This is a genomic window from Streptomyces sp. NPDC019531 (genome assembly GCF_044903305.1).
Classification (GTDB): domain Bacteria; phylum Actinomycetota; class Actinomycetes; order Streptomycetales; family Streptomycetaceae; genus Streptomyces.
On sequence record NZ_JBJDQL010000039.1, the window covers coordinates 71120 to 94276 of the forward strand.

Genomic DNA, 23157 nt, shown 5'->3' on the forward strand with positions numbered 1-23157 from the left:
GAGCATGGCGGGGGAGCGCTCCCAACGCATCACAGTGCCCCGCAACGCATCGCGTAGGCGACCGCGTGCGAGCGGTTGCGCAGGTTCAGCCGGGTCAGCATGCCGCTGACGATGTTCTTGATGGTCCGCTCCGAGTAGTTGAGCTGCTGCGCTATCTCCACGGTGTCCAGGCCGTCGGCGAGCAGCCGCAGCACCTCGACTTCCCGCTCCTGCAGACCGCCGACGGTCAGACCGTTGGGCACCAGCACGGTGCGCTGGATCGTCCGGACCTGTTCGAGCAGCCAGCCGACCATCTGTTCGGGGACGAGCGCGCGGTCGCGCTTGCTGTCCCGGATGGTCTTCACCACGCGGTCCCGGTCGGCCTCCTCGCGCGGCAGGAAGGCGACCATGCCGCTGGTGACCGCGCGCATCAGGTGATGTTCGGAGATGGTCTCGGCGACGAGCACGATGCGCATGTCGGGGTTGGTCGACTCGGTGGCGGCGCGTTCCATCCAGCGGACCATGTCCTCGGTGGTCTGGTGGACCGTGACGAGCAGTACGTCGGCTTCGGGCCTGCGGTCGGGCGGAAGCAGCGTGATCCCTTGGATGGAGCGCAGACAGGCGACGGCACCCTCGCCGCTGACCGGGTCGCCGGCATGCACGGCCACGCTGACCACCGCGTTCCGTTCGCCGACGACCGGCACCTCTACCGCGCGGACGGCCATACCGACCAGCCCGCGTCGACCGGGTGGTGCGCAGCAGTGACAGCGCGCACCGCGAGAGATCGGACACTGGTCATAGAAGCTCCAATACTGAGTGGCGCTAACCCCGCGGCCGGTTCGGCCGACCGGCAGACCCCGAATTTAGGTGTACCTCGCAAGATGAAGGGTGGGGGAGCGAGTGGGGTTCTCTGAGGCGGGACGCAATGTGCGCATGCTGCACATCCGCAAAAGTCGCTTTACTTTTAAAGCACTTGGTTGCGCCGGTCAAGCCAAGAGTTGGCAACTCGGCGGGTCGGCGTGGCGTCCCACGTGGCCGTATGGGCTCAGAGGCTAGCTGTCCAGCGGATTTTGGTGGGCGCGGCGGCCGTGTGTGTGGCGAAGGTAATACGGCCGCAGGGCTGCGCGGTTCATGGCGTGTTCACCATTTGTCCACGCCATCTCCTCGGAATTATTACGAACTGTCGCGTGGCTCTCAATTCCCTGTCGACTCTTGACGGGAATTTCCCACACGTGCTCGTGGCGTGCGGCCGCTCGGCTCCGCCGCTCGAATCCAGCCAACTCATCTCTGCATACCTACCGGCCGGTATTGGAATTTCCTCGCGCGGGCAGTCGGGGTTTGCAGCGAAACCGAAGTCGGGCGCCCCCTCCGGGACTGGGCCTTACCTGTCGCGCGGTTGGTCACGCGCCGGCCACGCGCCCCGTTCCGGCATCCGGGACGGCTCAGCGCATCGGGCTGGGCGCGCTCACCTGAGGCGGCTGGCCCGTTGGTCGCGCATTGGTCACGGACTCCGTGTAAATCACCAGGTCAGAGCGCTAGAACCGCGGAGACGGCCGGGGCCGCCACCCCCCACAGGAGAGGCCCCGGCCGTCGCGCGGCACGGGCCGCGCGGCGGCCCGTACTTTCTTCAGCGCCATGAGTGCGGTTTCTGTCACACCCGCTGAGGCCGCGGCCGCGGATCACGAGGCAGTTGCATTTTGTACGGACATGGACGAGCAGTGGTTTCAGGTCGTAACGTGCCTTTCGCGCCGGGCGCGGATGTTGACTGATCAACGCGACTCTCGAACGATCACCACAACCCCTCGACGGCTCGAAGCGGCGACCATCGATCGCGACCATGTATTGAGGATTCACGGGTGCTGGGGGACGACGCGGAGTTGACCGCCGCGGTGCTCGCGGCACAGGACGGGGACGAGAGCGCGTTCCGGACTGTGTACCGCGCCGTGCACCCGCGGCTGCTCGGCTACGTCCGGACGCTGGTCGGCGACCCGGACGCCGAGGACGTGGCCTCCGAGGCCTGGCTGCAGATAGCCCGTGACCTGGACCGCTTCGACGGCGACGCGGACCGCTTCCGCGGCTGGGCGGCCCGTATAGCCCGCAACCGCGCCCTCGACCACATACGGATGCGCGGCCGCCGCCCCGCCATAGGCGGCGACGAGACCGAGCTCACCGGCAAGCCCGCCGAGTCGGACACCGCGGGCGAGGCCATCGAGGCGCTGGCCACCGACACCACGCTCTCGCTCATCGCCCGGCTGCCCCAGGACCAGGCCGAGGCCGTCGTCCTGCGGGTGGTGGTCGGCCTGGACGCCAAGACCGCCGCCGAGACCCTGGGCAAGCGGCCCGGCGCGGTACGGACCGCCGCGCACCGGGGTCTGAAGCGGCTCGCCGAACTCCTCGGCGAGAATCCGGAATCGGCCGGCGCCCTCGACGCCCTGCCTCCGCAGCGAGAACCGCAGGACCGTGCGGTGACGTCCGCGAGTGTGACGCATATGCGTCCGCGGACGCAGAAGGACATGTGATGGCCGACGAGCGCTGTGTCTATCCGGAGGACGGGGAGTCCTCCAACGGCTCCGGCGCGGGCCGGACCCCCGACCGGTGGCTGGACCCGGAGACAGCGGAGCGTCTGCTGCGCGGAGAGTCACTCGAAGCCGTCGATGCGGCCGTCCGCGACCAGGCCGAACGGCTCGCGAAGACCCTGGAGGCGCTGAGCGCGGAACCCGCGTCGGCCGACGGTGGGCTCCCCGGTGAGGAGGCCGCGCTCGCCGCGTTCCGCAAGGTGCGCGCGGACCGTGCGGACGACTGGGTCAGCCCTCCCGTCCGGGGCGCACACCGCGCCGGAGCCGGTCCCGCCGACGCCGGTCTCGTGCGGATCGGCGCGCCGGACCCGGTGGCCGCGCGACCCCGTCGGCGCCGTCCCGCGCACTTCGCCCTGGCCGCCGTACTGGCCGCCGGAGTGGTGGGCGGAGCCGCGGTCATGGCGGGCACCGCAGTCCTCGCGCCGTCGGGACACGGCGATCCGGACCCCGGCGCCTCGGTCTCGGCCGCCGTCACCCCGGACCGCCCGCTCGTCTCGCCCACGGCCCCGGTCCCGGAGATCGCGCCCTCGCCCGGGGGCTCCGCCTCCGGCGAGGCCGGCTCGCGCGACACGGCACGCGGCGACACCGAAATCACCCCCGGCACGAGCTCCGGAGGGCTCGGGGTACGTCCCGGCGACTCCTGGGGCGGAGCCGCCTCGGCCTGCCGCGACCTGCACGACGGCAAGGGCCTGAGCTCCGGACGGGCGCAGTCCCTGGAGGACGCGGCGGGCGGCCCCCTGCGGGTGGGCAAGTACTGCAAGGGCATCCTGTCCGGCACAGGCACAGGCACCCAGGACGACCCCAAGGCCGTCCCCGACGACCGAAACGGCGCCGGCGACGACGGGGACACCGGCAAGAGCGGCTCCGGCGACGAGGACGGCCAAGGGGACGACAACGGCCAGGGCGACGGGAACAGCCAGAACGGCGGGCAGCTCATGGCCCCCGATCACAACGCCCCCGGCCCGGACGGCGACACCTCCGACACCGCCTTCGAGACCCCTCTCGTCCTGGACCGGGCAACGATGTCACCGAGCCAGGTACCGGTCCCGAGCCCGACATACAGCGCGCTCTGACCTCGTACACCCACTCTGACCTGCACGTTTCGCACCCGCCCCGGTTTCGGCCGCGGTGGGTGTGACGTTTTCGGCCGCTGCGGCGCAGTACACAGTGAGCCGACTGGTCATCGGCCGTCGCACAGAGCCGGGGTTCCCCCCGTACCTACGGCTCGTGCACCTTGGCGCGGGCGGGACACGTTCCCCCGGTCCCGTCCGCGCCCCAAACGCCGAAGCCCGCCGCCCCGCCTCACCAGTGGACGACGACCTTGTCGCCGTTGCGTACCTGGGCGAACAGGTCCGCGATCGCCGCCTCGTCCCGTACGTTGACGCAGCCGTGCGAGGCGCCCGCGTAACCGTTGGCGGCGAAGTCCGCCGAGTAGTGCACCGCCTGGCCGCCGCTGAAGAACATCGCGTACGGCATCGGGGAGTCGTAGAGCGTCGACACATGGTGGCGTGACTTCCAGTAGACGCTGAACACACCCTCCCGGGTCGGTGTGCCCACCGAGCCGAAACGAACCGACACGGTCGTCACCGTCCGCCCGTCGATCATCCAGCGCAGCGTCCGGCTCGTCTTGCTGATGCACAGCACCCGCCCGGTCAGACAGCGCGGGTCCGGCGCGTCGGCCGGCTGCCCGCCCATCAGATACAGCTCCCACTTGCCCGGCTCGTGCGTCATGTTCAGCAACCGCTTCCAGGTGACCGTGTCGGTCCTCCCCGTCCTCGGCAGCCCGCGCTTGCCCTGGAACCCCTTGACCGCGCGCTCGGTGAGGTCGTCGTACGACCCCGTAGGCCCGTCGTAGAGCCACGCGACCTGCCGCAGCCGGGCCTGGAGCTCCCGCACGTCCCGCCCGGAGTCGCCGCGCGACCACAGCACGGCGGGCGCGGAGGTCTCACCGGGCGGCGTCGCGCTCGGCTTCGGGTCCTCGTCGGTCGGCGGCGTGCTGCGCTTCGGGACCTCGATCCGCACCGGCAGATGCCGCTTCCCGTCGCCGTCCCCGTCGGCGGTCTGCACCGTACAGCCGCAGGCCATGGCCAGGACCAGCAGCGCGGCGAACGCTCTCCCCATGCCCGTACTACGCATCCGGACCCCCTGTCGTCTCACCGGCATCCCCCTGAGATGTCTCCCCCCGGACGGCCGGTCCCGAACGACCCGGCGGCGTTCCGCCCCGGGCCGTCCTACCGTGGTGGGCATGACGCGTGAGTCGGAGTCCGGACTGCCCATCGAACCCGTCTACGGTCCCGAGGCCCTGGAGGGCTGGAGCCCCGAGGAGAAGCTCGGCGAGCCGGGCGGGTATCCCTTCACGCGCGGCGTGTACCCGTCGATGTACACCGGCCGCCCCTGGACCATGCGCCAGTACGCCGGTTTCGGTACGGCCGTGGAGTCCAACGCCCGCTACCGGCAGCTGATCGCCCACGGCACGACCGGTCTGTCCGTCGCCTTCGACCTGCCCACCCAGATGGGCCACGACTCCGACGCCCCGATCGCCCACGGCGAGGTCGGCAAGGTGGGGGTCGCGATCGACTCGGTCGAGGACATGCGGGTGCTGCTCGACGGGATCCCGCTGGACCAGGTGTCGACATCGATGACGATCAACGCACCGGCGGCGCTGCTCCTGCTCCTGTACCAACTGGTCGCCGAGGAGCAGGGCGTCAGCGCCGACAGGCTCACCGGCACGATCCAGAACGACGTACTGAAGGAGTACATCGCGCGCGGAACGTACATCTTCCCGCCGAAGCCCTCTCTCCGTCTGACCGCCGACATCTTCAAGTACTGCAACGCCGAGATCCCCCGGTGGAACACCATCTCGATCTCCGGCTACCACATGGCGGAGGCGGGTGCCTCGCCCGCGCAGGAGATCGCCTTCACACTGGCCGACGGCATCGAGTACGTCCGTACGGCGGTCGCGGCCGGCATGGACGTCGACGACTTCGCCCCCCGGCTCTCCTTCTTCTTCGTGGCGCGGACGACACTCCTGGAGGAGGTCGCCAAGTTCCGTGCGGCGCGCCGGATCTGGGCGCGGGTGATGCGGGACGAGTTCGGCGCGCGGAACCCCAAGTCCCAGATGCTGCGCTTCCACACGCAGACGGCCGGTGTCCAGCTGACGGCCCAGCAGCCGGAGGTCAATCTGGTCCGGGTCGCCGTCCAGGGCCTGGCGGCGGTCCTCGGCGGCACCCAGTCCCTGCACACCAACTCCTTCGACGAGGCGATCGCCCTCCCGACCGACAAGTCCGCCCGCCTGGCCCTGCGCACCCAGCAGGTGCTGGCGTACGAGACCGACGTGACGGCGACGGTCGACCCGTTCGCGGGCTCGTACGTCGTCGAGAAGATGACGGACGACGTGGAGGCGGCCGCCCTGGAGCTGATGCGGAAGGTCGAGGACCTCGGCGGCGCCGTCGCCGCCATCGAGCACGGCTTCCAGAAGAACGAGATCGAACACTCCGCCTACCGCATCGCCCAGCAGACCGACTCCGGCGAGCGGGTCGTGGTCGGCGTCAACCGCTTCCGGCTCGACGAGGAGGAGCCCTACGAGCCGCTGCGAGTGGACCCGGCGATCGAGGCCCGGCAGGCGGAGCGGCTTGCCCGGCTCCGCACCGAGCGCGACCAGCCCGCGGTGGACACGGCCCTCGCCGCCCTGAAGAAGGCGGCCGAGGGCGAGGACAACGTCCTCTACCCCATGAAGGAGGCGCTCCGGTCCCGGGCGACGGTGGGGGAGGTGTGCAACGCACTGCGCGAGGTGTGGGGGACGTACGTGCCGAGCGATGCGTTCTGAACAGGGCTGTTACTCCCTTTGGGTGATCACGAACCGAACCCGCATGTCTCCGGTTACGCTCGTTGCAGAGTGGGCCCCGAGAAGGAGGACGCCATGGCCGTACTGCAGCAAGAGCTGACTCTGGGTGAGGCCGCGGACCAGCTCGCCCGTGCACTGCCTGGCCACCGCGTGGAGATTCTCCAGGGGAGGCTCACTGTGACACCACCGCCGGACGGCTCTCACGGGTTGTCGTTGACGAAGCTGTGCAGGGCGCTCGAACGCGCCGGTATCGCGGAAAGCGACGCTGAATGGGTCCAGGGCGTCGGCCTCTGGCTGCCCACGCTGCCTTCGGACTTCGCGATCCCTGATCTCTCCATCGTCGATGAGGACTTCCGCGACGCCCACGTCACGAAGAACTACTACGCCCCGAACGTCTTCCGCATGGTCGCGGAGGTCACGTCGTCGAACTGGTCCGACGACCTCGGCCCCAAGGTCGAGTGCTACGCCCAGGCAGGTATCCCGGCCTACCTCATCGTCGACCGCAAACACGACGAGGTTCTCCTCTACCAGGATCCGGCCGACGGAAAGTACCCCGACCCCGTCCGCTGCAAGCGAGGCCAGACGGTGCCCGTCCCGGAGTCCGTCGGCATCAGCCTCGACCTCGCGGTCGACACGCTGCTCGACGGCGACGACTGACCGGTTCACGCCGAGAAACGGGCGAGGTACTCGCCGATCCCGACCCCGACCCCGACCGTGGAGCCGCCCGCCCAGCCGACGTATCCGTCGGGGCGGATGAGGAACAGGCCCGTGCCGTACTTCTCGTGTGCCGGCCCGGGCACTACGCGCACAGGTACCTCCGGTGCCTCCACGCCCAGCGCCAGCAGCGTCCAGTGCGGCCCCCGGAAGGCGTCGAAGAGGCGTACGTCCCCGACCCTCGCGTCCGGTGCGCGGTCGCCCGCGCGGACCGGGCCCGCCTCCGCCCGGGTCTCCTCCGTGAGTGAGGACTCCGGGTAGCCCAGACCGAGTTGGACGGTCGCCTTGCCGCGCCGGACCTCGCCGCGGTGCACGCCCGTCGAGATGCCGAGCATGTGGGCGGCGATGGGGCGGCGCTCCTCCTCGTAGGTGTCGAGGAGGGAGGCGGGGGCCCCGCCGCGCAGCACCGCCCCCAGCTTCCAGCCCAGGTTGTACGCGTCCTGGACGCTGGTGTTGAGGCCCTGTCCGCCCGCGGGGGAGTGGACGTGGGCCGCGTCCCCGGCGAGGAAGACCCGGCCGGAGGCGAAGCGGTCGGCGAGGGCCGCCCGGGGGCGGAAGTCCGAAGCCCAGCGGACCTCCGTGATGTCCTCGGGCGCGAGGTGCGAGCGCGCGGCGGCGACCTTGCGGATGCCCTCCAGGGACAGGTCCACCGGCGCCCCTTCCGGGAACTGGGCGACCAGCTGGAAGTCCTCCGTGCCGGCCAGCGGGCAGATCGCGAGGAAGCCGTCGCCCTCGCCGCGCGGCGGGAAGACATGCCAGTTGTCCCGGTCCAGGCCACTGATGCGGACGTCCGCGACGAGGACCGGGTTCGGGTCGACCGTCCCGCCGGTCATGCCGATGCCGAGGCCCCGGCGGACGACCGAGCGCCCGCCGTCGGCGGCGACCACGTACCGGGCGCGGACGTCCGCGCCCACCGCGAAGCGCACGGTCACCCCGTCGGCGTCCTGCTCGAACCCCACGGCCTCCCGCCCGAAGGACACCCGCCCGCCCAGCTCCTCAAGGCGCGCGTACAGCACCTCCTGGGTACGCCACTGCGGCACCATCCAGGGCGTGGAGTACGGCGAGTCGTCGGTGGCCTCGGCCGGGTCGAACATCCGGTGCTCGCCCACCCGCTCGCCGTCCTGCCAGACCATCCCGACCGGGTACTCGCCGCCGACCGCGAGGATTGCGTCGAGCACACCCAGGTCGTCGAAGACCTCCATCGTGCGCGGCTGGATGCCCTTGCCGCGCGAGCCCGGGAACAGCCGGTCGGCCTTCTCCACCACCAGCGCGTCCACACCACGCCGGACGAGGTCGATGCCGAGGGCGAGGCCCGTGGGTCCCGCGCCGACGACCAGTACGTCCGTGTTCATACGCAGTCTCCTTAACGTCGTTAAGTGCCCTTGGCCTCGACAGTGCCCTTAACGCTGTTAATCTGTCAAGCGTGAGTACGGAGAAACGCCCGCCCCTCGACCGCGCACGGGTCGCCGACACCGCCCTGAGGCTGCTGAACGAGGTGGGCCTGGACGGCCTCACCCTGCGGGCCATCGCCAGAGAACTCGACGTCAAGGCGCCCGCCCTGTACTGGCACTTCAAGGACAAGCAGGCGCTGCTCGACGAGATGGCGACGGAGATGTTCCGGCGGATGATCGCCGGTTCCGAGCTCGACCCGTCCGACACCTGGCGGGAACGGCTCCTCAAGTCCAACCGCGGCCTGCGCACCGCCCTGCTCGGCTACCGCGACGGCGCCAAGGTCTACAGCGGCTCACGCTTCACCGGCCTGGTGCATGTCGAGCAGATGGAGGAGACCCTGAGCCTCTTCACGACCGCCGGCTTCACCCTCCCCCAGGCGGTCCGGGCCACCTCGACGTCGTACCTCTACACGCTCGGCTTCGTCACCGAGGAACAGGGCGTGGAGCCCTTGCCGGGCGAGCGCCGGGAGGGCTTCGACGTGGAGGAACGCGCCCGCCTGATGGCCGACTTCCCGTTGTCGGCGGCGGCGGGCGCGGAGATCTTCCAGGACTACGACCGGCACTTCGAGGAGGGCCTGGCCTTGGTGGTCGAAGGAATCGGGACGCGGTACGGGGTCCAGGGGCTCAGTTGCTGAACCTGCGGCGCAGGGTCCGGGTGACGATCGGGGGGAGCAGTTCGGCCCCGAGGTGGCGGATCCGGGAGCGGCGGCGGGGGGTCGCGGCCGGAGCCGCCGACGGCGCAACCGCCGGTGTCACCACCGGTGTCACCGCCGGTTCCGTGAAGTGCCGTGAGCGCGGGAACGGCGGTGCCTGCATCCCCTTCGCCCGCGCCCGCACCAGCCGATGCCCCGCCGCCTCCTGCACGCTCAGCCCCACGTCCGTCCGCCCCCGCAGCATCTCCAGCAACTCCTCCTGAACCGGCTCCGGGTCGCCCCACGTCCCGTACAGCTTCTGCGTGCTGAGGCAGATCGGCCGCAGCCCACGGTTCAGGACGGCCTCCCATACGGCGACGGAGACCCCCGGCGTGTGCTCGGACCGGAAGTCGTCGAGGACGACGACACCCTCGGGCCGCAGGATCTCGCGGGCCGCGCCGATGTCGCCGTACACGTGCTCGTACAGGTGCGAGGCGTCGATGTGCACGAACCGGCAGCTGTCCTTGTCCACTTCGTCGGGCACGACCGACGTGGGGCCCTCGATCACCGTGGGCAGGCTGTCGTGGAAGGAGAGGTAGTTCCGCTCGAAGGCCTGCCGGGTCAGGGAGGCGTACGACTTGGAGGTCTCGGCGCGGTTGGCGCCGTCCGGTGCCTCGCCCCCGAACAGGTCGCAGACCGTGAACCGCTCCCCGTCCCGGAGGTGCCGCCCGAGCAGGATCGCGCTCTTGCCCATGTAGACGCCCAGTTCGAGCACGTCCCCTTCGACGCTCAGCGACCGCTGCCGGTCCAGGAACCAGGTGAACAACACCTGGTCCAACGGGGGGAACCACCCCGGGACGTCGGCGAACTGACGGGGTGGCGTATGCGTCTGCTGTGAATCGGCCATGAGCCACTCTTGCTCACCGAGGCGCCCGCCGAACACCTCCGAGCACCCGATTTTGTTCACTTCACCTGCAGGTCTCCATTTGACGCCCGCCATTTGCCGTTCTGTTTCCTGTGGTTCACGTAAGGTTAATTCGGTGTCCTCGGTGCGTGGATTTCATGAGTGCTTTGCATGCGGGCTGTCGAGTGACTGCCGACGGGGGTGACGTTATGGACGCGCTTTTATGTAATTCCCTGCCTTCATATTTTCTATCCACGGCCCAGTCCCCTCGATCCCGTGTCCGGAATCGACGAAAAGGACTGTGATGAGGGAAAGATCCGCTGATTCGCCGCGGTCGAGGGGAAAGACATACATACGCCGCGCGCTGGGCACCGCGGCGGTGGCCGCGCTCGCCTGGATCGCGGTGGCCAACGGCTCGTCCGGGGCGTCCGCACAGCACGGCGGCAGCGCCGCCGCGCTCGGCTCCGTCGCCGACGAGGCACCCGGCTACGCGGTCGAGGACTTCGCCTACCCGGGAGCCGACAAGATCCTCGCCGAGCAGGGCATCACCCTCAAGCGGGGCGACGGCCACATCGTCCTCGCCGAGTGCGGCCCCGACGGTCTGCTGGAGGTCTGGGCCCGTGACCGGGGCGACAGGGTCTGCTTCCGGGCCACCGGCAACTCCGGCTATCTGTCGCTGGAGATCCCCTCGGTGTACGCCGTCCGCGGCAACGACTACGCGACCCAGGTCGACATGACGGTCGGTACCGAGGAGCAGTCGTACGACATCGCCCAGAACGCGTGGACCCCCGTGGGCGAGAGCGCGGACGAACAGGGGCGTGAGTTCATGCTCGTGGAGATCAGGACCTCCAAGTAGCGCCAGGGGCAGGCGAGTCACGCCACCCCGAGAGCCAGAGAGCCCTCTCAGCCGCTGCGCTGTCCCGCGTCCGCCCGGACGGCGGACCTCGACCCAAGGAAGTCATGGTCACCCAACACACAGGTTCCGTGCGCCGTTTCGCACTCGCCACGGCGCTCATCGTGGCGCCGCTCGCGGTCGGTGCCACACCCGCCGCGCAGGCCGTCGCCGGCACCGCCGCGTCCGACGCCACCTACGGCTACACCGCCCGCCTCGACATCGGCGACGGCACCCGTGCCTGTTCCGGCACCCTCGTCGACACGCAGTGGCTGCTGACCGCCGCAAGCTGCTTCGCCGACGACCCGGCCGCAAGCCTCACCGTGCCGGCCGGCAAGCCGAAGCTCACGACCACCGCGACCATCGGACGCACCGACCTGACCGGCACCGACGGTGTGGTCCGCACGGTCGTCGAACTGGTCCCGCGCACCGACCGCGACCTGGTCCTCGCCCGCCTGAACCGCCCGGTCACGGGCGTGACGCCGGTTGCCCTCGCGGCCACGCAGGCCACCGCGGGCGAGACCCTGACCTTCGCCGGGTACGGCCGTACCCGGGACGAGTGGGCGCCGCTCAAGCTGCACACCGGCACGCTGTCGGTGGACTCCTCGGACGGCACGACCGCCACCATCACCGGCCAGAACGCCGCCGTGTGCGCGGGGGACGCGGGCGGCCCCGAGGTCCGCGTGACCAACGGCACGGCTGCCCTGGTCGCCGTCAACAGCCGTTCCTGGCAGGGCGGTTGCTTCGGCACCGACTCCTCCGAGACCCGCACAGGCGGTATCGCGACGCGCGTCGACGACCTCGGCGACTGGGTCGCGTCCAAGGTGAGCGCGACCCGGATCACCGACTTCGACTGCGACGGCGTCGAGGACGTCGCCGTGGGCGACCCGATGGCGTCCGTCAGCGGCCTTTCGGAGGCCGGTCTCGTCAAGATCGTCTACGGCGGCGGCCGCGAGTCCGTCGCGCTCCACCAGGACCTCCTCTACGTCCCCGGCGGCGCCGAGGCCGGCGACCGCTTCGGCGAGACACTCGCCGTCGTCGACTGGGACGAGGACGGCTGCTCCGACCTGATCGTCGGCACCCCGCACGAGGACATCGGCGACATCGCCGACGGCGGTCTGGTGTCCGTCATCCACGGCTCGCCCGACGGCCTGGGCCAGGGCAAGGCCTCGTTCAACTACCAGCAGGGCTTCGGCACCGGCGCCATCAACGAGAACACCTCGTACGAGGGCGACGGGATGGGCGCCGCGCTGGCCGCCGGCACCACCGCCGACGGTGAGCCGTATCTGGCGATCGGCGTGCCCGGCAAGAACCTCAAGGGCTATGTGGACGCCGGTCTGGTCTTCTATCTGCGCGGCTCCACCAACACCTCGGTCCACCAGGACGACACCGGCGTGGTGGGCGTCATCGAGGCGAACGACCGATTCGGCGCCGCTCTCGCGGGCTCACCGAACAACCTCGCCATCGGCGCCCCGGGCGAGACCTCGGACTCGGGCGCGGCGGACGCCGGTTCGGTGACGGTCTTCAAGCACACGGTGAGCGCGGCCGGCATCCCCACCCCGGTGGCCACCGTCGACCAGGACAGCACCGGCATCAGCGACGCCGCCGAGGCGGGCGACGGGTTCGGCGCCTCCCTCTCGATGATCGCCTACCGTCCCGAGGGCGCGGCCTCCGCGACCGACTCGATCCTCGCGGTCGGCACCCCCGGCGAGACCCTGTGGGTGGGCACCACCTCCTACGCCGACGCCGGACAGGTCTCCACCCTGCGCATCGCCGCCTCCGGCACGGTCACCGAGCTGGCCACCATCCACCAGGGCGTCGCGGGCGTGAGCGGGGCCTCGGCGACCGACGACGGGTTCGGCACGTCGGTGGCCGCCGCCAACACGGCCCCCAGGGCCGTCGGAACCGCCTCGACGCTGCTGCTCGCGGTCGGCGTCCCCGGCAAGGACATCGACACCGCCACGGACGCGGGCGTCGTGCAGACCTTCTCGCTGCTGGGCGCGCCCGGCGACTCCGACCACTGGATCCAGGCGGGCAACGAGCGCGGCCTGCCCGGCACTCCGGGCGCTTCCCAGAAGGCCGGCCAGTTCCTCAACGCCACCGGCACCCACCTGTGGATCGGCATGCCGTACGGCCCCGCCGAGCGCGGCGCGGTCCACGGCATCCCGTGGTCGAACGCCATGGGCGGCACCGGCGCCACGGTGACGACGTACCAGCCCGGCACCGGCGGCCTGCCACTGACCGGCAAGTACTTCGGCATGGCCATCCGCTGACGATCGCCTCTACAGACGTCTCACCGGCCGCGGCCCGCGGCCGGTGAGACGGGGGCCCCACCGGTCTCGCGAGAGTTGTGCACGCGCTCGGGGACCGGCTCAGCGTGCCTGGTTCAGGGCTGCCCGCAGGCGCGGTGTCAGTGGCTTCTCCACGAGCCGGTACAGCAGGTAGGCCAGCGTCAGCATCAGGGTGATGGTCAGGGGGAAGGTCACCGCCGACGGGAGGCCGAGGTTCTGATGGAGGGCCTTGATCGCCACCCAGCCCAGGTGCTCGTGGACCAGGTAGAAGGGGTACGTCAGCGCGCCGGCCACCGTCAGCCAGCGCCAGTTGGCCCAGTCCAGCCAGCCGACCGCGATCGCGGCGACGGCGACGAAGCCGAAGGCGACGACCAGGATGATGCCGAACGAGGTGCGGTGGGCGAAGGCGTTCGGGTCGGAGGCGTTCCACAGCTCTTGCACCATGTAGTGCTGGCCGACCAGGAAACCGGCCACGGCGATGCCCCAGGCGTAGGCGTCCCTGCGGTCGCGGTGGACCAGGTACAGGCCCATCCCGCCAATGAAGAACGGCGCGTACTCCGGCATCAGCACGATGTCCAGCAGGGGTTGGTTCGCCCCCTGCGCGATCGCCGCCGCCAGCAGCCAGCACACCGAGAACATGATGACCCGGCGCCTGGTCACCCCCGGCAGGACCACCAGCAGGGCGAACAGGGCGTAGAAGCGGATCTCCGCCCACAGCGTCCAGTCGACGCCCAGCACCCGGTCGGCGCCCAGCGGCTGCTGGAGCAGCGTCAGGTTCACCAGGGCGTCGCTCGGCGAGACCGTCTTGTAGGCGACCACCGGCAGCGCGAACACCGCGGTGACGAGGATGACGGCCACCCAGTAGGCGGGCATCAGCCGGGACACCCGGGAGGCGAAGAAGGAACGCAGGGAACGGCCCCAGCCGCTCATGCAGATGACGAAGCCGCTGATGACGAAGAAGACCTCGACGCCGAGACAGCCGTAGGCGAAAGGCGTGTGCAGGGTGGGGAACTGCTCCTTGGCGGAGCCGCCCCAGGCCTGGGTGACGAAGCCACCGCGGCCGCCGTAGTGGTAGAACGCCACCATCAGCGCGGCCACCAGCCGCAGTCCGTCCAGAGCACGGAGCCGACCGCCCTCACGCTTCACCGGCACGATCTCCACGGGTGCGGCCGGGACGGGCTGTGGCTTGGTCGTGCTCAGGACCGTCTCGGTCACGGTGGTACCCCTAGCAGGCAGAAGTGGCGTCCACCAGCAGGTTAGGCATCACCCTGAGTACTTTTGTTCGACGAGGCGGCCCTTTGCCCAGTCCTCTCCAAGGGTTCACCTGGCTGTCGTACAGGATTCCCGTACTCTTTCCGGCTCCCCGGAGCAACCCCCTGCCCGCTGCTCCGACTTCGGCAGTCGCGCCGACCTGTCGGATGTACCCGCCGAACAACCCGAACGGGGCGTGACACAAGTCCGTCACGCCCCGTTCGACCGGGAGTACCTGTCGCCTACCGTCGTACGGCCTTTTTCAGGGCCCGTGCCCGGCGCACCACCCGGCGTGCGGTCGCGTTGTGCGGCAGGAAGGCCAGCCGCTCGGGGATGCCGCCGGGCAGACCGAGCGCGGTGAGGCGCTTCTTCCGGAAGTAGCGCCGGGTGCGCGGGCCGAAGTGCTTCGAGAGATAGCGTTCCGCGACCGGGCGCAGCGGCGGGTGGATCTGCGGCTGCAGGGTGAAACTCAGCGCGGTGATCAGCTCGTTGAGCGTGTCGGCGGGCACCGCCTCCTCGCCGCCCCGGCCCTCCAGGTCCGGCAGCACCGCATCCGCCAGCACGACCGGGACCCGGTTGCTGTTCTGGTAGGGCGTCAGCCGCTCAAGCAGCAGCTCGGTGCCGATGCGCGCGGCGGGCAGGTCGTACAGGGCGGAGGCGGTGAACAGCGCGGTGGAGAAGCAGCCGACGACCAGTGCGGGCCGGGCCTTCTCGAACAGCACCTCGGCGAGTACGGGTGTGTCCAGGACGGTGAGGTCCACGCCGAGCTTCTCGGCCTCGGCCTCCAGGGCGCGGCTGAAGCGGGCCGGTGCGCTGGGGTGCGGCTTGAAGACGACCGAACGGTGCCCCTTGGCGACCGCGCCCTTCAGCATCCGTACATGCAGGTTCTCCTCCTCTTCGGGGGAGAGGATGTCCAGCGCGGAGAGGTACTGGCCCAGCAGCAGCGCCGCGTTGTCCGGAAGCTGCGGCAACTCCTCGACGGAGGCGATGAGTTCACCCATCGTCTTGAGGAAGGCGGATGTCGGCACCACGACCGGCGGCACGTCGAACTCGGTGAGCAGCATCGGCGTGAGACCCGGGATCAGGTCCAGATGGAGCAGTCTGCGCACCCGGGTGCCGACCAGCGGGTCGAGCTTGTTGCGGGTGGGGCCGTAGCTCATCAGTCCGTCGGCGTAGACGTCGACGGGAGCGCCGGTGAAGATCTGCGCGACGGTGAGGGCGGGGGTGACCTGGATGGACTCCAGGACCAGTTCGACCCGGTCGTCGCCGAGCCCCCACAGCAGCCGCAGATAGCGCTCGAAGAGGGGGACGTCGTCCGGGCGCGGAGCCCAGGAGCCAGGGTGGAAGGGGCGGATGGCCTCGTTCCAGGACAGCACCTCGTCGAAGTGGTCGCGCAGCGGCCCGAAGCCCGGCATCTCGTCCAGTGGCGTCGAGGTCTCCGGCGTCGCGGTGTTGTTGAACACCAGCAGCACCCGGCGCTCGGCCTCCTCGAAGAGGTCCGAGTCGATCGCGGTGGCCAGCGTGACCGCGCCGTACAGCGTGGAGGCGCAGAAGATCTGGGTCGTACGGGAACCGGTCGGGGACATCACGCGGCCGCCTTAGCAGAGGTGACCCGCCGCCGCAGCCGCCGCAGCTTGGCGGAGCGGCGCAGGTCCATGGTGTCGAGTACGTCACCGAGCATGTCCTGCGGCATCCGCTTTATGGCCGCCGCGCTCATCGCCCGCAGCTGCTTGGCGACGGACGGCTCCCACTTGGACTCGTCGGAGAGATGGTGAGCGATGATCGCGCAGTAGGTGCGCACCGCCTTGGGCAGCAGCTGGTCGGCGTCCCGGTCCGCGGCCGTCTCCTCGATGACCTGGTCGAAGGCGCGGATGAAGTCGAGCTGGCGGGCGTCGCCGATCTGGGTCAGCGAGGAGGCCACCCCGCGCCGGTAGAACACGCCCAGCAGGCTCACCACGGCGAACGACTCGGCCTCGCGGTGCAGCTTCCAGATCCACGGCCGGTCCTCGGCCGTGCGCAGCCCGTGGGTGAAGTGCAGCAGACCCTTGTCGAGCAGCCGGCGGTGGTAGGCGCCGGCCCACGCGTACGCGTAGTCCACGGAGGTCGAGCGGTCGGCGGGCAGGATCGCGTCCCGGGGATTCATCACCTCGTTCCGCCGCCCGATCGGGACCCGGTGCACGGTACGGGCGCGCGCGACCGTCTGCACATGGTCGGTGCGGACGAAGTCGCAGCCCAACTCCTCGATGGCGGTCACCAGTTCCGTGAGGTATCCCGGCGCGAGCCAGTCGTCGCCGTCCAGGAACGTCAGGTACTCGCCGCGCGCCGCGTCCAGGCCGGTGTTGCGCGCGGTGGCGAGCCCTCCGTTCGTCTCGTGGTGGATGACCTGCACCTGGGCGACGTCCGAGAGATCCTCGGCCGCACGGTCGAGAATCGCCGGAGTTTCGTCCTTGGATTTGTCGTTCACCAGCACGAACTCGAAGTCTCGACGGGCATTCATCCGAAGACTTCGGAGGGTGTCCGGGGCGTATTGCTGCACGTTGTAGAACGGCACGATGACGGAGAGCTTAGGCACCCGAGGAACGCTAGAAGGCGGTCCGGCAGCTGAACTTTCCGGCAAGGAGACTGTGGGTGAACTCGATGTGTCGGAACGGTGCATCCCGTGTACTTCCCGGTCTTCAGCGGGCCAGTTCGGATCTCGGTGGTGTGTTGTTAACTTTTCGTTGATTCGCGGTTGGGCCACACCTAGAAATTGCTTCCTAGCGTTTTCGTTGTGCCGCCAAGTACAACGAAGTCCCTCCGAATCGCCGTCCTCGCGGACTCCGACACCCGCTGGAAATGGGGTGCGCTGACCGCCGACCGCATCGCCCCGGGCCCGTCCATGGAAGCCGGACCCCGAGGCGGGGCGCAAGTCGGCCTCGCGCTGGACGGATACCTGCTGCGCGGCCGGGCCACGCCCACCGCACGCCAGCTCGACGAGGTGGGCGTGCGCGCCGACTCGATGCGCGAGGTCACCGCCGTCGAGTTCCTGCGCGCCATGGCCGAGACGTCGTACGACATCGTCGTGCTGGCCCTCGTCGGCGGCGGCGTCCAGGCGATGCTGCACGGCCTGGCGCGGGTCTGGGACGGTCAGGAGAAGCGTCCCGGTCCGGAGGGTCCGCAGAAGCGTCCCCTCGTCGTCACCGGCTATGTCGGCGTCGTCTACGAGAAGCTCGCCGACGGTCTGCTCCTGCGGCACGGTGCCGACCTGGTCCTCGCCAACTCCCGCCAGGACGCCGAGCGTTTCCGCGCGGTGTACGAGGGGGTCGGCGCCGACGCCTCATCCGTGACCGAGGTGGCGCTGCCGTTCCTCGGCGGTGCGGCCTACGAGGGCGAACACGACCCGTACACCGTGGTGTTCGCGGTCCAGCCCTCCGTGCCGGACAACCGCAGGGACCGGGTGTACCTGCTGGAGCGACTCGTGCGGCACGCCCGGCTGCACCCCGAGCGCGAGGTGCTGCTCAAGCTGCGCTCCAGGCCCGGCGAACACACCACGCACATCGAGGAGCTGCCGTACCAGAAGCTGATCCAGCGGCTCGATCCGCCGGCCAACTTCCGTCTGGTGTACGGGAACATGGGCGAGGTCCTCGACCGCACCGACCTGCTGGTCACCATCAGCTCCACGGCCGCCCTGGAGTCGCTGCACCGCCGTATCCCGACGGTCGTCCTGACCGACCTCGGCGTGCGCGAGGTGCTCGGCAACCACCACTTCGTGGGCTCCGGCTGCCTCGCCTCCTGGGACCAGCTGGACGCCGGACACCGGCCGGTCCCCGACGAGGAGTGGGTGGCCCGGCAGGGCGTGGTCGCTGGGGGCACCTCCCGGACGGAGTCTGGGGGAGGGTCGTACGCGCACGCCTTCGACGGGGCGCGCGAGCGCATCGCCAAGCTGCTGGCCGCCCCCGAGCGGCCCCCGCTGACCCCGTACTACACACCCGTCACCGCCCCCGGCTACCTCCCCGGCATTCTCGCCCGCCACCACCTCGGCCCCGACGGCACACCGCTGCCCGGAGCCCCCGCCCACGACAAGGAGCCGGGCCCGGTGCGGCAGATCGTCCGTCGCGCGGCCCGCGGGGCCTATCGGCACGGGGTGCAGCGGGTGGCTCCGGTGATCCGGCGGATGGGGGAGCTGTGACCACCTCTCAAGGCCATTTCCAAGGAGCTGACCCGATGACCAACCCGCAGACGAACCAAGGCGCTTCGGTGCGCCGGGTGCTCGCGGTGATCCCCGCGCGCGGCGGCTCCAAGGGCGTGCCCGCGAAGAACCTCGCCCCGGTCGGCGGTGTGCCGCTGGTGGCGCGGGCCGTGCGCGAGTGCCTGGCCTCCCGCCTGGTGACCGACGTCGTGGTCTCCACCGACGACCAGGCCATCGCCGCGGCGGCCCGCTCGGCCGGTGCCGAGGTCGTGCTGCGCCCGGCCGCCATCGCGGGCGACACCGCCACCTCCGAGGCCGCCGTCCTGCACGCCATGGACGCCCACGAGGCGCTGCACGGGGCCACGGTCGATGTGGTGCTCCTCGTCCAGTGCACCAGCCCGTTCATCATCCGCGAGGACGTGGACGGCGTCGTGGGCGCCATCGTCGACAACGGCGCGGACTCCGCGATGACCGTGGCCCCCTTCCACGGCTTCGTGTGGCGCGACGCGGACGACGAGGCCCGCGCGGGCACCGTCGAGGAGGCCGACGCGGCCGTCGGCGGCGGCTACGGCGTCAACCACGACAAGTCCTTCCGCCCGCGCCGCCAGGACCGCCCTCAGGACTTCCTGGAGACCGGCGCCGTCTACGGCATGGACGCGCCCGGCTTCCGCAAGCACCAGCACCGCTTCTTCGGCCGTACCGAACTGGTCCGCACCGACCCCGCGCGCGTGCTGGAGATCGACGACCACCACGAGCTGGCCCGCGCCCGTGCGCTGGCCCCCCTCTTCGACGCGGACCGCCCCGGTTCGCTGCCCTCTTTTGAGGACGTGGACGCGGTCGTACTGGACTTCGACGGCACCCAGACCGACGACCGGGTGCTGATCGACGCCGATGGAAAGGAGTTCGTCTCCGTGCACCGCGGCGACGGACTCGGTATCGCCGCGCTGCGCAACAGCGGCCTGAAGATGCTGATCCTCTCCACGGAGCAGAACCCGGTCGTCGCCGCCCGCGCACGGAAGCTCAAGATCCCCGTGCTGCACGGCATCGACCGGAAGGACCTCGCACTCAAGCAGTGGTGCGAGGAGCAGGGCATCGCGCCCGAGCGCGTGCTCTACGTCGGCAACGACGTCAACGACCTCCCGTGCTTCGCCCTCGCGGGCTGGCCCGTGGCGGTCGCGAGCGCCCACGACGTGGTACGCGGCGCCGCCCGTGCGGTCACCACCGTTCCCGGTGGCGACGGCGCGATCCGAGAGATCGCCAGCTGGATCCTCGGCCCCTCTCTCGACTCCCTCGACAAGTAAGGACACCTCCCCGCCATGAGCAACTCCCGTCTGCGCACCTTCGGCACCGAGCGCATCGCCGGCCCCGGCCAGCCCGTCTACATCTGCGGCGAGATCGGCATCAACCACAACGGCGAGCTGGAGAACGCGTTCAAGCTCATCGACGTGGCCGCCGAGGCCGGCTGCGACGCCGTGAAGTTCCAGAAGCGCACCCCCGAGATCTGCACCCCGCGCGACCAGTGGGACATCGAGCGCGACACCCCCTGGGGCCGGATGACCTACATCGACTACCGCCACCGTGTGGAGTTCGGCGAGGACGAGTACCGCCAGATCGACGAGTACTGCAAGAGCAAGAACATCGCCTGGTTCGCCTCCCCGTGGGACACCGAGGCCGTCGCCTTCCTGGAGAAGTTCGACGTCCCGGCCCACAAGGTGGCGTCGGCCTCCCTGACGGACGACGAGCTGCTCCGCGCCCTCCGCGCCACGGGCCGCACGATCATCCTGTCCTCCGGCATGTCGACCCCGAAGCAGATCCGCCACGCGGTCGAGGTCCTCGGCTCGGACAACATCCTTCTCTGCCACGCCACTTCGACCTACCCGGCGAAGGCCGAGGAGCTCAACCTGCGCGTGATCAACACGCTCCAGGACGAGTACCCGAACGTCCCGATCGGCTACTCCGGCCACGAGACGGGCCTCCAGACCACCCTCGCGGCGGTCGCCCTCGGCGCCACGTTCGTCGAGCGCCACATCACCCTGGACCGCGCGATGTGGGGCTCCGACCAGGCCGCGTCGGTCGAGCCGCAGGGCCTGGTCCGCCTGGTCCGCGACATCCGCACCATCGAGGCCTCCCTCGGCGACGGCGTCAAGAAGGTCTACGACTCCGAGCTCGGCCCCATGAAGAAGCTGCGCCGCGTCACGGGCGTCATCGCCGAGGCGGAGATCGCCGCGGCGGCGGGCGAGCCGGTCTCGGTCTGATCCGGAAGGCGAGGGGCCCGGAGGAGTTCCGGGCCCCTCGCGCCTTCGAGCGTCTACTCCTTACGAGCGCCGCATGAGCGCCTTACGACGGGACGGTCGTACGTCGATGAGCCCCCGCGCCGGGAACACCGGCCCCCACACTCTCGCGTTCGTCGAGAGTCCGGTGCAGCTCCTGAACGTGCTGGAGTGGGCGCACGCCCACGCATCCGGCGCGGAGCTCACCCTCGTCGTGCTGTCCCCGACCGACCCCATGACCCGCGGCCAGCTGCGCCGGATGGCCGAGCTCGCCCGCGAGGAGGGCCACGAGGTCCGCTGGGAGGAGGCGAGGGGTGGACCCGCGGCGCCCTTCCAGACCATCGGCGGCCTGGCGGGCAGGCTCCGCAAGGCGGACCGTGTGGTCCTGGGCGACCCGTTCTCCCGCTACGTACAGCTTCTGCTGACCATCACGCGCGCCACGAACCTGGTCGTCGTCGACGACGGCACGGCCACCATGGAGTTCGTCGCCCAACTGGCCCGCGGTGAGCGCCTCGTCCGCTGGCACCGCAAAGGCGGCCGTCCCAGCCCCCGAGACCTCGCCTTCGCCCCGATCTCGTCGGCGGCCCGCAAGCGCCTGACGCCGGGGGAGGGGCGTGAAGTCGAGATCTTCTCCTCGATGCCTATGGAGGAGGCGCCGACGGGAGTGACGATGTCGATGAACGCCTTCGCCTGGACCCGGGCCCGCTTCGGCCCGCCACGCATCACCAAGAGCGCGGACATGGTGGGCACTTCGCTGGTGGAGACGGGCGTGGTGGACGCCGACCGCTATTTGGAAGCGGTCACAAGCCTGGCCAAGACTCACGGCGCGACCCGCTACTTCGCCCACCGCCGCGAGTCCACGGAGAAGCTCCACCGGCTGGCCGTGGAGACGGGGTTGGAGATCGTCCGCCCGGACCTCCCCTTGGAGCTGATCGCCCGCCGGGGCCCCATCGGCCGCACGATCCTCAGCTTCCCTTCCACGGTGGTGCACACGCTCCCCCTGGCCCTGGCCGGCACGGAGGTCCGCGTCTCGGTCTGCGACATCGACCCGGACTGGCTGACGGAGACGGCTTCGCCCCGGGCGCACGGGTTCCTGTCGGGAGTCACGGGGACGGCTCGGGATGTGCACCGGCTGTCGGCGGTGGCGACGGGCTGAGTCTCAGCTGCGTCGTCTAGCATCGTCGTTCACTTGTGCGACGTTCGATGCGGGCTATGACGGGGGCGGCTGGTGTGAGTGCCGAGGCGTTGCGAGGACGGCTGACGGATCTGATCGCGTCCGGGCAGGGTGATCTGCGGGCGTTGGTGGGGGAGTTCCGGCGCGGCGAGGTGCTGGTGCCGGTCGTGGACGGTTCGTTGCTGTCGGTGGAATCGGGCGGGATTCGCTGGCTGTTTGCGTTCACGGATCTCGCGGCGCTGGAACGGTTCGCCGAGGCGCGGGGTGAAGCTCCGCCTGGGTGGGTGGCGGTGTTCGGCGCGCGGCTGCTGGACCAGGTGATCCCGAGGGTGGACGGTCCGGCGGGGATCGCGGTGGACGCGGGCAGCCCAACAGGCTTTGTGCTGCCGCCGGTTGCGGGGATCGTGCCGGACGGGGTGGCCGTGGACGTTGCTTCGGCGGGAGCGCGGTCGTGAGCGCCGGTGACGGTTACGAGGTTGATCCGGAGGCGATGGAGCGGATCACGCGTGGGATCGATCAGGCGATGGGGGAGCTGAAGGAGTTCGGCTTCGATATCGAGGCGAATCTGGGGCGTGGGTTCGGGGATTTGTCGCTGACGGGTCTGGAGGCGGGTGACGACGGCCTTCAGCAGGTCTTCGGGGACTTCTGTGACCGGTGGGGCTGGGGTGTGCGGTCGTTGATGGGGGATGCGAACGAGTTCGCGGGGCGGCTGGGGTTGTCGGCGGGGCTGTATCACGAGCAGGAGCAGTACGTTTCGGGGACGTTGAAGTCGGTGTGGACGGCGGGGACGGGCGATCCGTATCTGTCGCCGGAGCAGGTGAAGGAACGTTCCTGGTCGGAGACGCTGGGGGACAACCCGGTGTCGCAGGTGGCGGATGCGGATTACAGCGCTGAGTCGTTCACGTCGGGTCAGGATGAGGTGGCGGCGGCGTGGTCGCAGGCGGCGCAGGACGTTTCGACGTCGACGGTGACGCCGGACGCGTTGTTCGACCGGGACACGGAGTGGCAGTG

Annotated in this window: 20 protein-coding genes; 13 read left to right on the forward strand and 7 right to left on the reverse strand. The window is 70.3% G+C overall.

The window, feature by feature from the left end:
* Positions 1-29: 29 nt before the first annotated feature.
* Positions 30-704, reverse strand: a complete 675-nt coding sequence (locus ACI2L1_RS33925; RefSeq protein ID WP_404743258.1) for a response regulator transcription factor — start codon at positions 702-704, stop codon at positions 30-32.
* 1131 nt (positions 705-1835) lie between these two features.
* Between ACI2L1_RS33925 and ACI2L1_RS33930 the strand changes: the two genes are divergently transcribed.
* A complete protein-coding gene (locus ACI2L1_RS33930; protein WP_404743259.1) occupies positions 1836-2498 on the forward strand; it encodes an RNA polymerase sigma factor in 663 nt (220 codons plus the stop codon).
* Complete coding sequence (locus ACI2L1_RS33935) at positions 2498-3628, forward strand: hypothetical protein (protein ID WP_404743260.1); 1131 nt, start codon at positions 2498-2500, stop codon at positions 3626-3628. Before ACI2L1_RS33930 ends, ACI2L1_RS33935 begins: the two co-directional genes overlap by 1 nt.
* A 229-nt stretch (positions 3629-3857) precedes the next feature.
* Here the strand turns inward: ACI2L1_RS33935 and ACI2L1_RS33940 are convergent, their stop codons facing one another.
* Positions 3858-4676, reverse strand: coding sequence for a L,D-transpeptidase family protein (locus ACI2L1_RS33940; RefSeq protein WP_404743261.1), 819 nt, complete (start codon positions 4674-4676; stop codon positions 3858-3860).
* A 124-nt stretch (positions 4677-4800) separates the two neighbouring features.
* On the opposite strand from ACI2L1_RS33940, the gene ACI2L1_RS33945 reads away from it, so the two are divergent.
* Positions 4801-6381 (forward strand): methylmalonyl-CoA mutase, encoded by a 1581-nt coding sequence (locus ACI2L1_RS33945; RefSeq protein ID WP_404743262.1) that lies wholly within the window; start codon positions 4801-4803, stop codon positions 6379-6381.
* A gap of 93 nt (positions 6382-6474) precedes the next feature.
* On the forward strand, positions 6475-7056 hold the full coding sequence (locus ACI2L1_RS33950; protein WP_404743263.1) for a Uma2 family endonuclease: 582 nt from the start codon (positions 6475-6477) through the stop codon (positions 7054-7056).
* A gap of 5 nt (positions 7057-7061) precedes the next feature.
* On the opposite strand, the gene ACI2L1_RS33955 is transcribed toward ACI2L1_RS33950, so the two are convergent.
* Positions 7062-8465: an FAD-dependent oxidoreductase gene (locus ACI2L1_RS33955; protein WP_404743264.1), complete on the reverse strand. Its 1404-nt coding sequence runs from the start codon at positions 8463-8465 to the stop codon at positions 7062-7064.
* 71 nt (positions 8466-8536) lie between these two features.
* On the opposite strand from ACI2L1_RS33955, the gene ACI2L1_RS33960 reads away from it, so the two are divergent.
* Positions 8537-9199 (forward strand): TetR/AcrR family transcriptional regulator, encoded by a 663-nt coding sequence (locus ACI2L1_RS33960; RefSeq protein ID WP_404743265.1) that lies wholly within the window; start codon positions 8537-8539, stop codon positions 9197-9199.
* Here the strand turns inward: ACI2L1_RS33960 and ACI2L1_RS33965 are convergent.
* Entirely contained in the window at positions 9189-10103 is a 915-nt protein-coding gene (locus tag ACI2L1_RS33965; RefSeq protein WP_404743266.1) for a class I SAM-dependent methyltransferase, read from the reverse strand. The genes ACI2L1_RS33960 and ACI2L1_RS33965 overlap by 11 nt on opposite strands.
* 301 nt (positions 10104-10404) lie before the next feature.
* Between ACI2L1_RS33965 and ACI2L1_RS33970 the strand changes: the two genes are divergently transcribed.
* Together ACI2L1_RS33970 and ACI2L1_RS33975 are read left to right on the forward strand one after the other, a co-directional pair.
* Positions 10405-10956, forward strand: coding sequence for a hypothetical protein (locus ACI2L1_RS33970; RefSeq protein ID WP_404743267.1), 552 nt, complete (start codon positions 10405-10407; stop codon positions 10954-10956).
* A gap of 104 nt (positions 10957-11060) precedes the next feature.
* Entirely contained in the window at positions 11061-13265 is a 2205-nt protein-coding gene (locus ACI2L1_RS33975; RefSeq protein WP_404743268.1) for a S1 family peptidase, read from the forward strand.
* Between the two features lie 99 nt (positions 13266-13364).
* Here ACI2L1_RS33975 and ACI2L1_RS33980 read toward each other — a convergent pair whose 3' ends face one another.
* From ACI2L1_RS33980 to ACI2L1_RS33990, 3 genes are all read right to left on the reverse strand, one after another.
* On the reverse strand, positions 13365-14498 hold the full coding sequence (locus ACI2L1_RS33980) for an acyltransferase family protein (RefSeq protein ID WP_404743269.1): 1134 nt from the start codon (positions 14496-14498) through the stop codon (positions 13365-13367).
* Positions 14499-14776: 278 nt separating this feature from the next.
* Positions 14777-16120 (reverse strand): alpha-2,8-polysialyltransferase family protein, encoded by a 1344-nt coding sequence (locus ACI2L1_RS33985; protein ID WP_404743270.1) that lies wholly within the window; start codon positions 16118-16120, stop codon positions 14777-14779.
* The gene (locus tag ACI2L1_RS33990; RefSeq protein WP_404743271.1) at positions 16120-17106 is read right to left on the reverse strand and encodes a glycosyltransferase family 2 protein; all 987 of its coding nucleotides are present in this window, start codon (positions 17104-17106) and stop codon (positions 16120-16122) included. Before ACI2L1_RS33990 ends, ACI2L1_RS33985 begins: the two co-directional genes overlap by 1 nt.
* Before the next feature lie 198 nt (positions 17107-17304).
* Between ACI2L1_RS33990 and ACI2L1_RS33995 the strand changes: the two genes are divergently transcribed.
* From ACI2L1_RS33995 to ACI2L1_RS34020, 6 genes are all read left to right on the forward strand, one after another.
* A complete protein-coding gene (locus ACI2L1_RS33995; protein ID WP_404743272.1) occupies positions 17305-18702 on the forward strand; it encodes a DUF6716 putative glycosyltransferase in 1398 nt (465 codons plus the stop codon).
* 35 nt (positions 18703-18737) lie between these two features.
* The gene (locus ACI2L1_RS34000; protein WP_404743273.1) at positions 18738-20003 is read left to right on the forward strand and encodes a cytidylyltransferase domain-containing protein; all 1266 of its coding nucleotides are present in this window, start codon (positions 18738-18740) and stop codon (positions 20001-20003) included.
* 15 nt (positions 20004-20018) lie between these two features.
* Complete coding sequence (locus ACI2L1_RS34005) at positions 20019-20957, forward strand: N-acetylneuraminate synthase family protein (protein WP_404743274.1); 939 nt, start codon at positions 20019-20021, stop codon at positions 20955-20957.
* Positions 20958-21063: 106 nt separating this feature from the next.
* A complete protein-coding gene (locus tag ACI2L1_RS34010; protein ID WP_404743277.1) occupies positions 21064-22128 on the forward strand; it encodes a hypothetical protein in 1065 nt (354 codons plus the stop codon).
* Positions 22129-22202: 74 nt separating this feature from the next.
* Entirely contained in the window at positions 22203-22601 is a 399-nt protein-coding gene (locus ACI2L1_RS34015; protein ID WP_404743275.1) for an SseB family protein, read from the forward strand.
* The coding region (locus ACI2L1_RS34020; RefSeq protein ID WP_404743276.1) for a hypothetical protein at positions 22598-23157 on the forward strand (560 nt) is incomplete at its 3' end. The genes ACI2L1_RS34015 and ACI2L1_RS34020, both read left to right, overlap by 4 nt.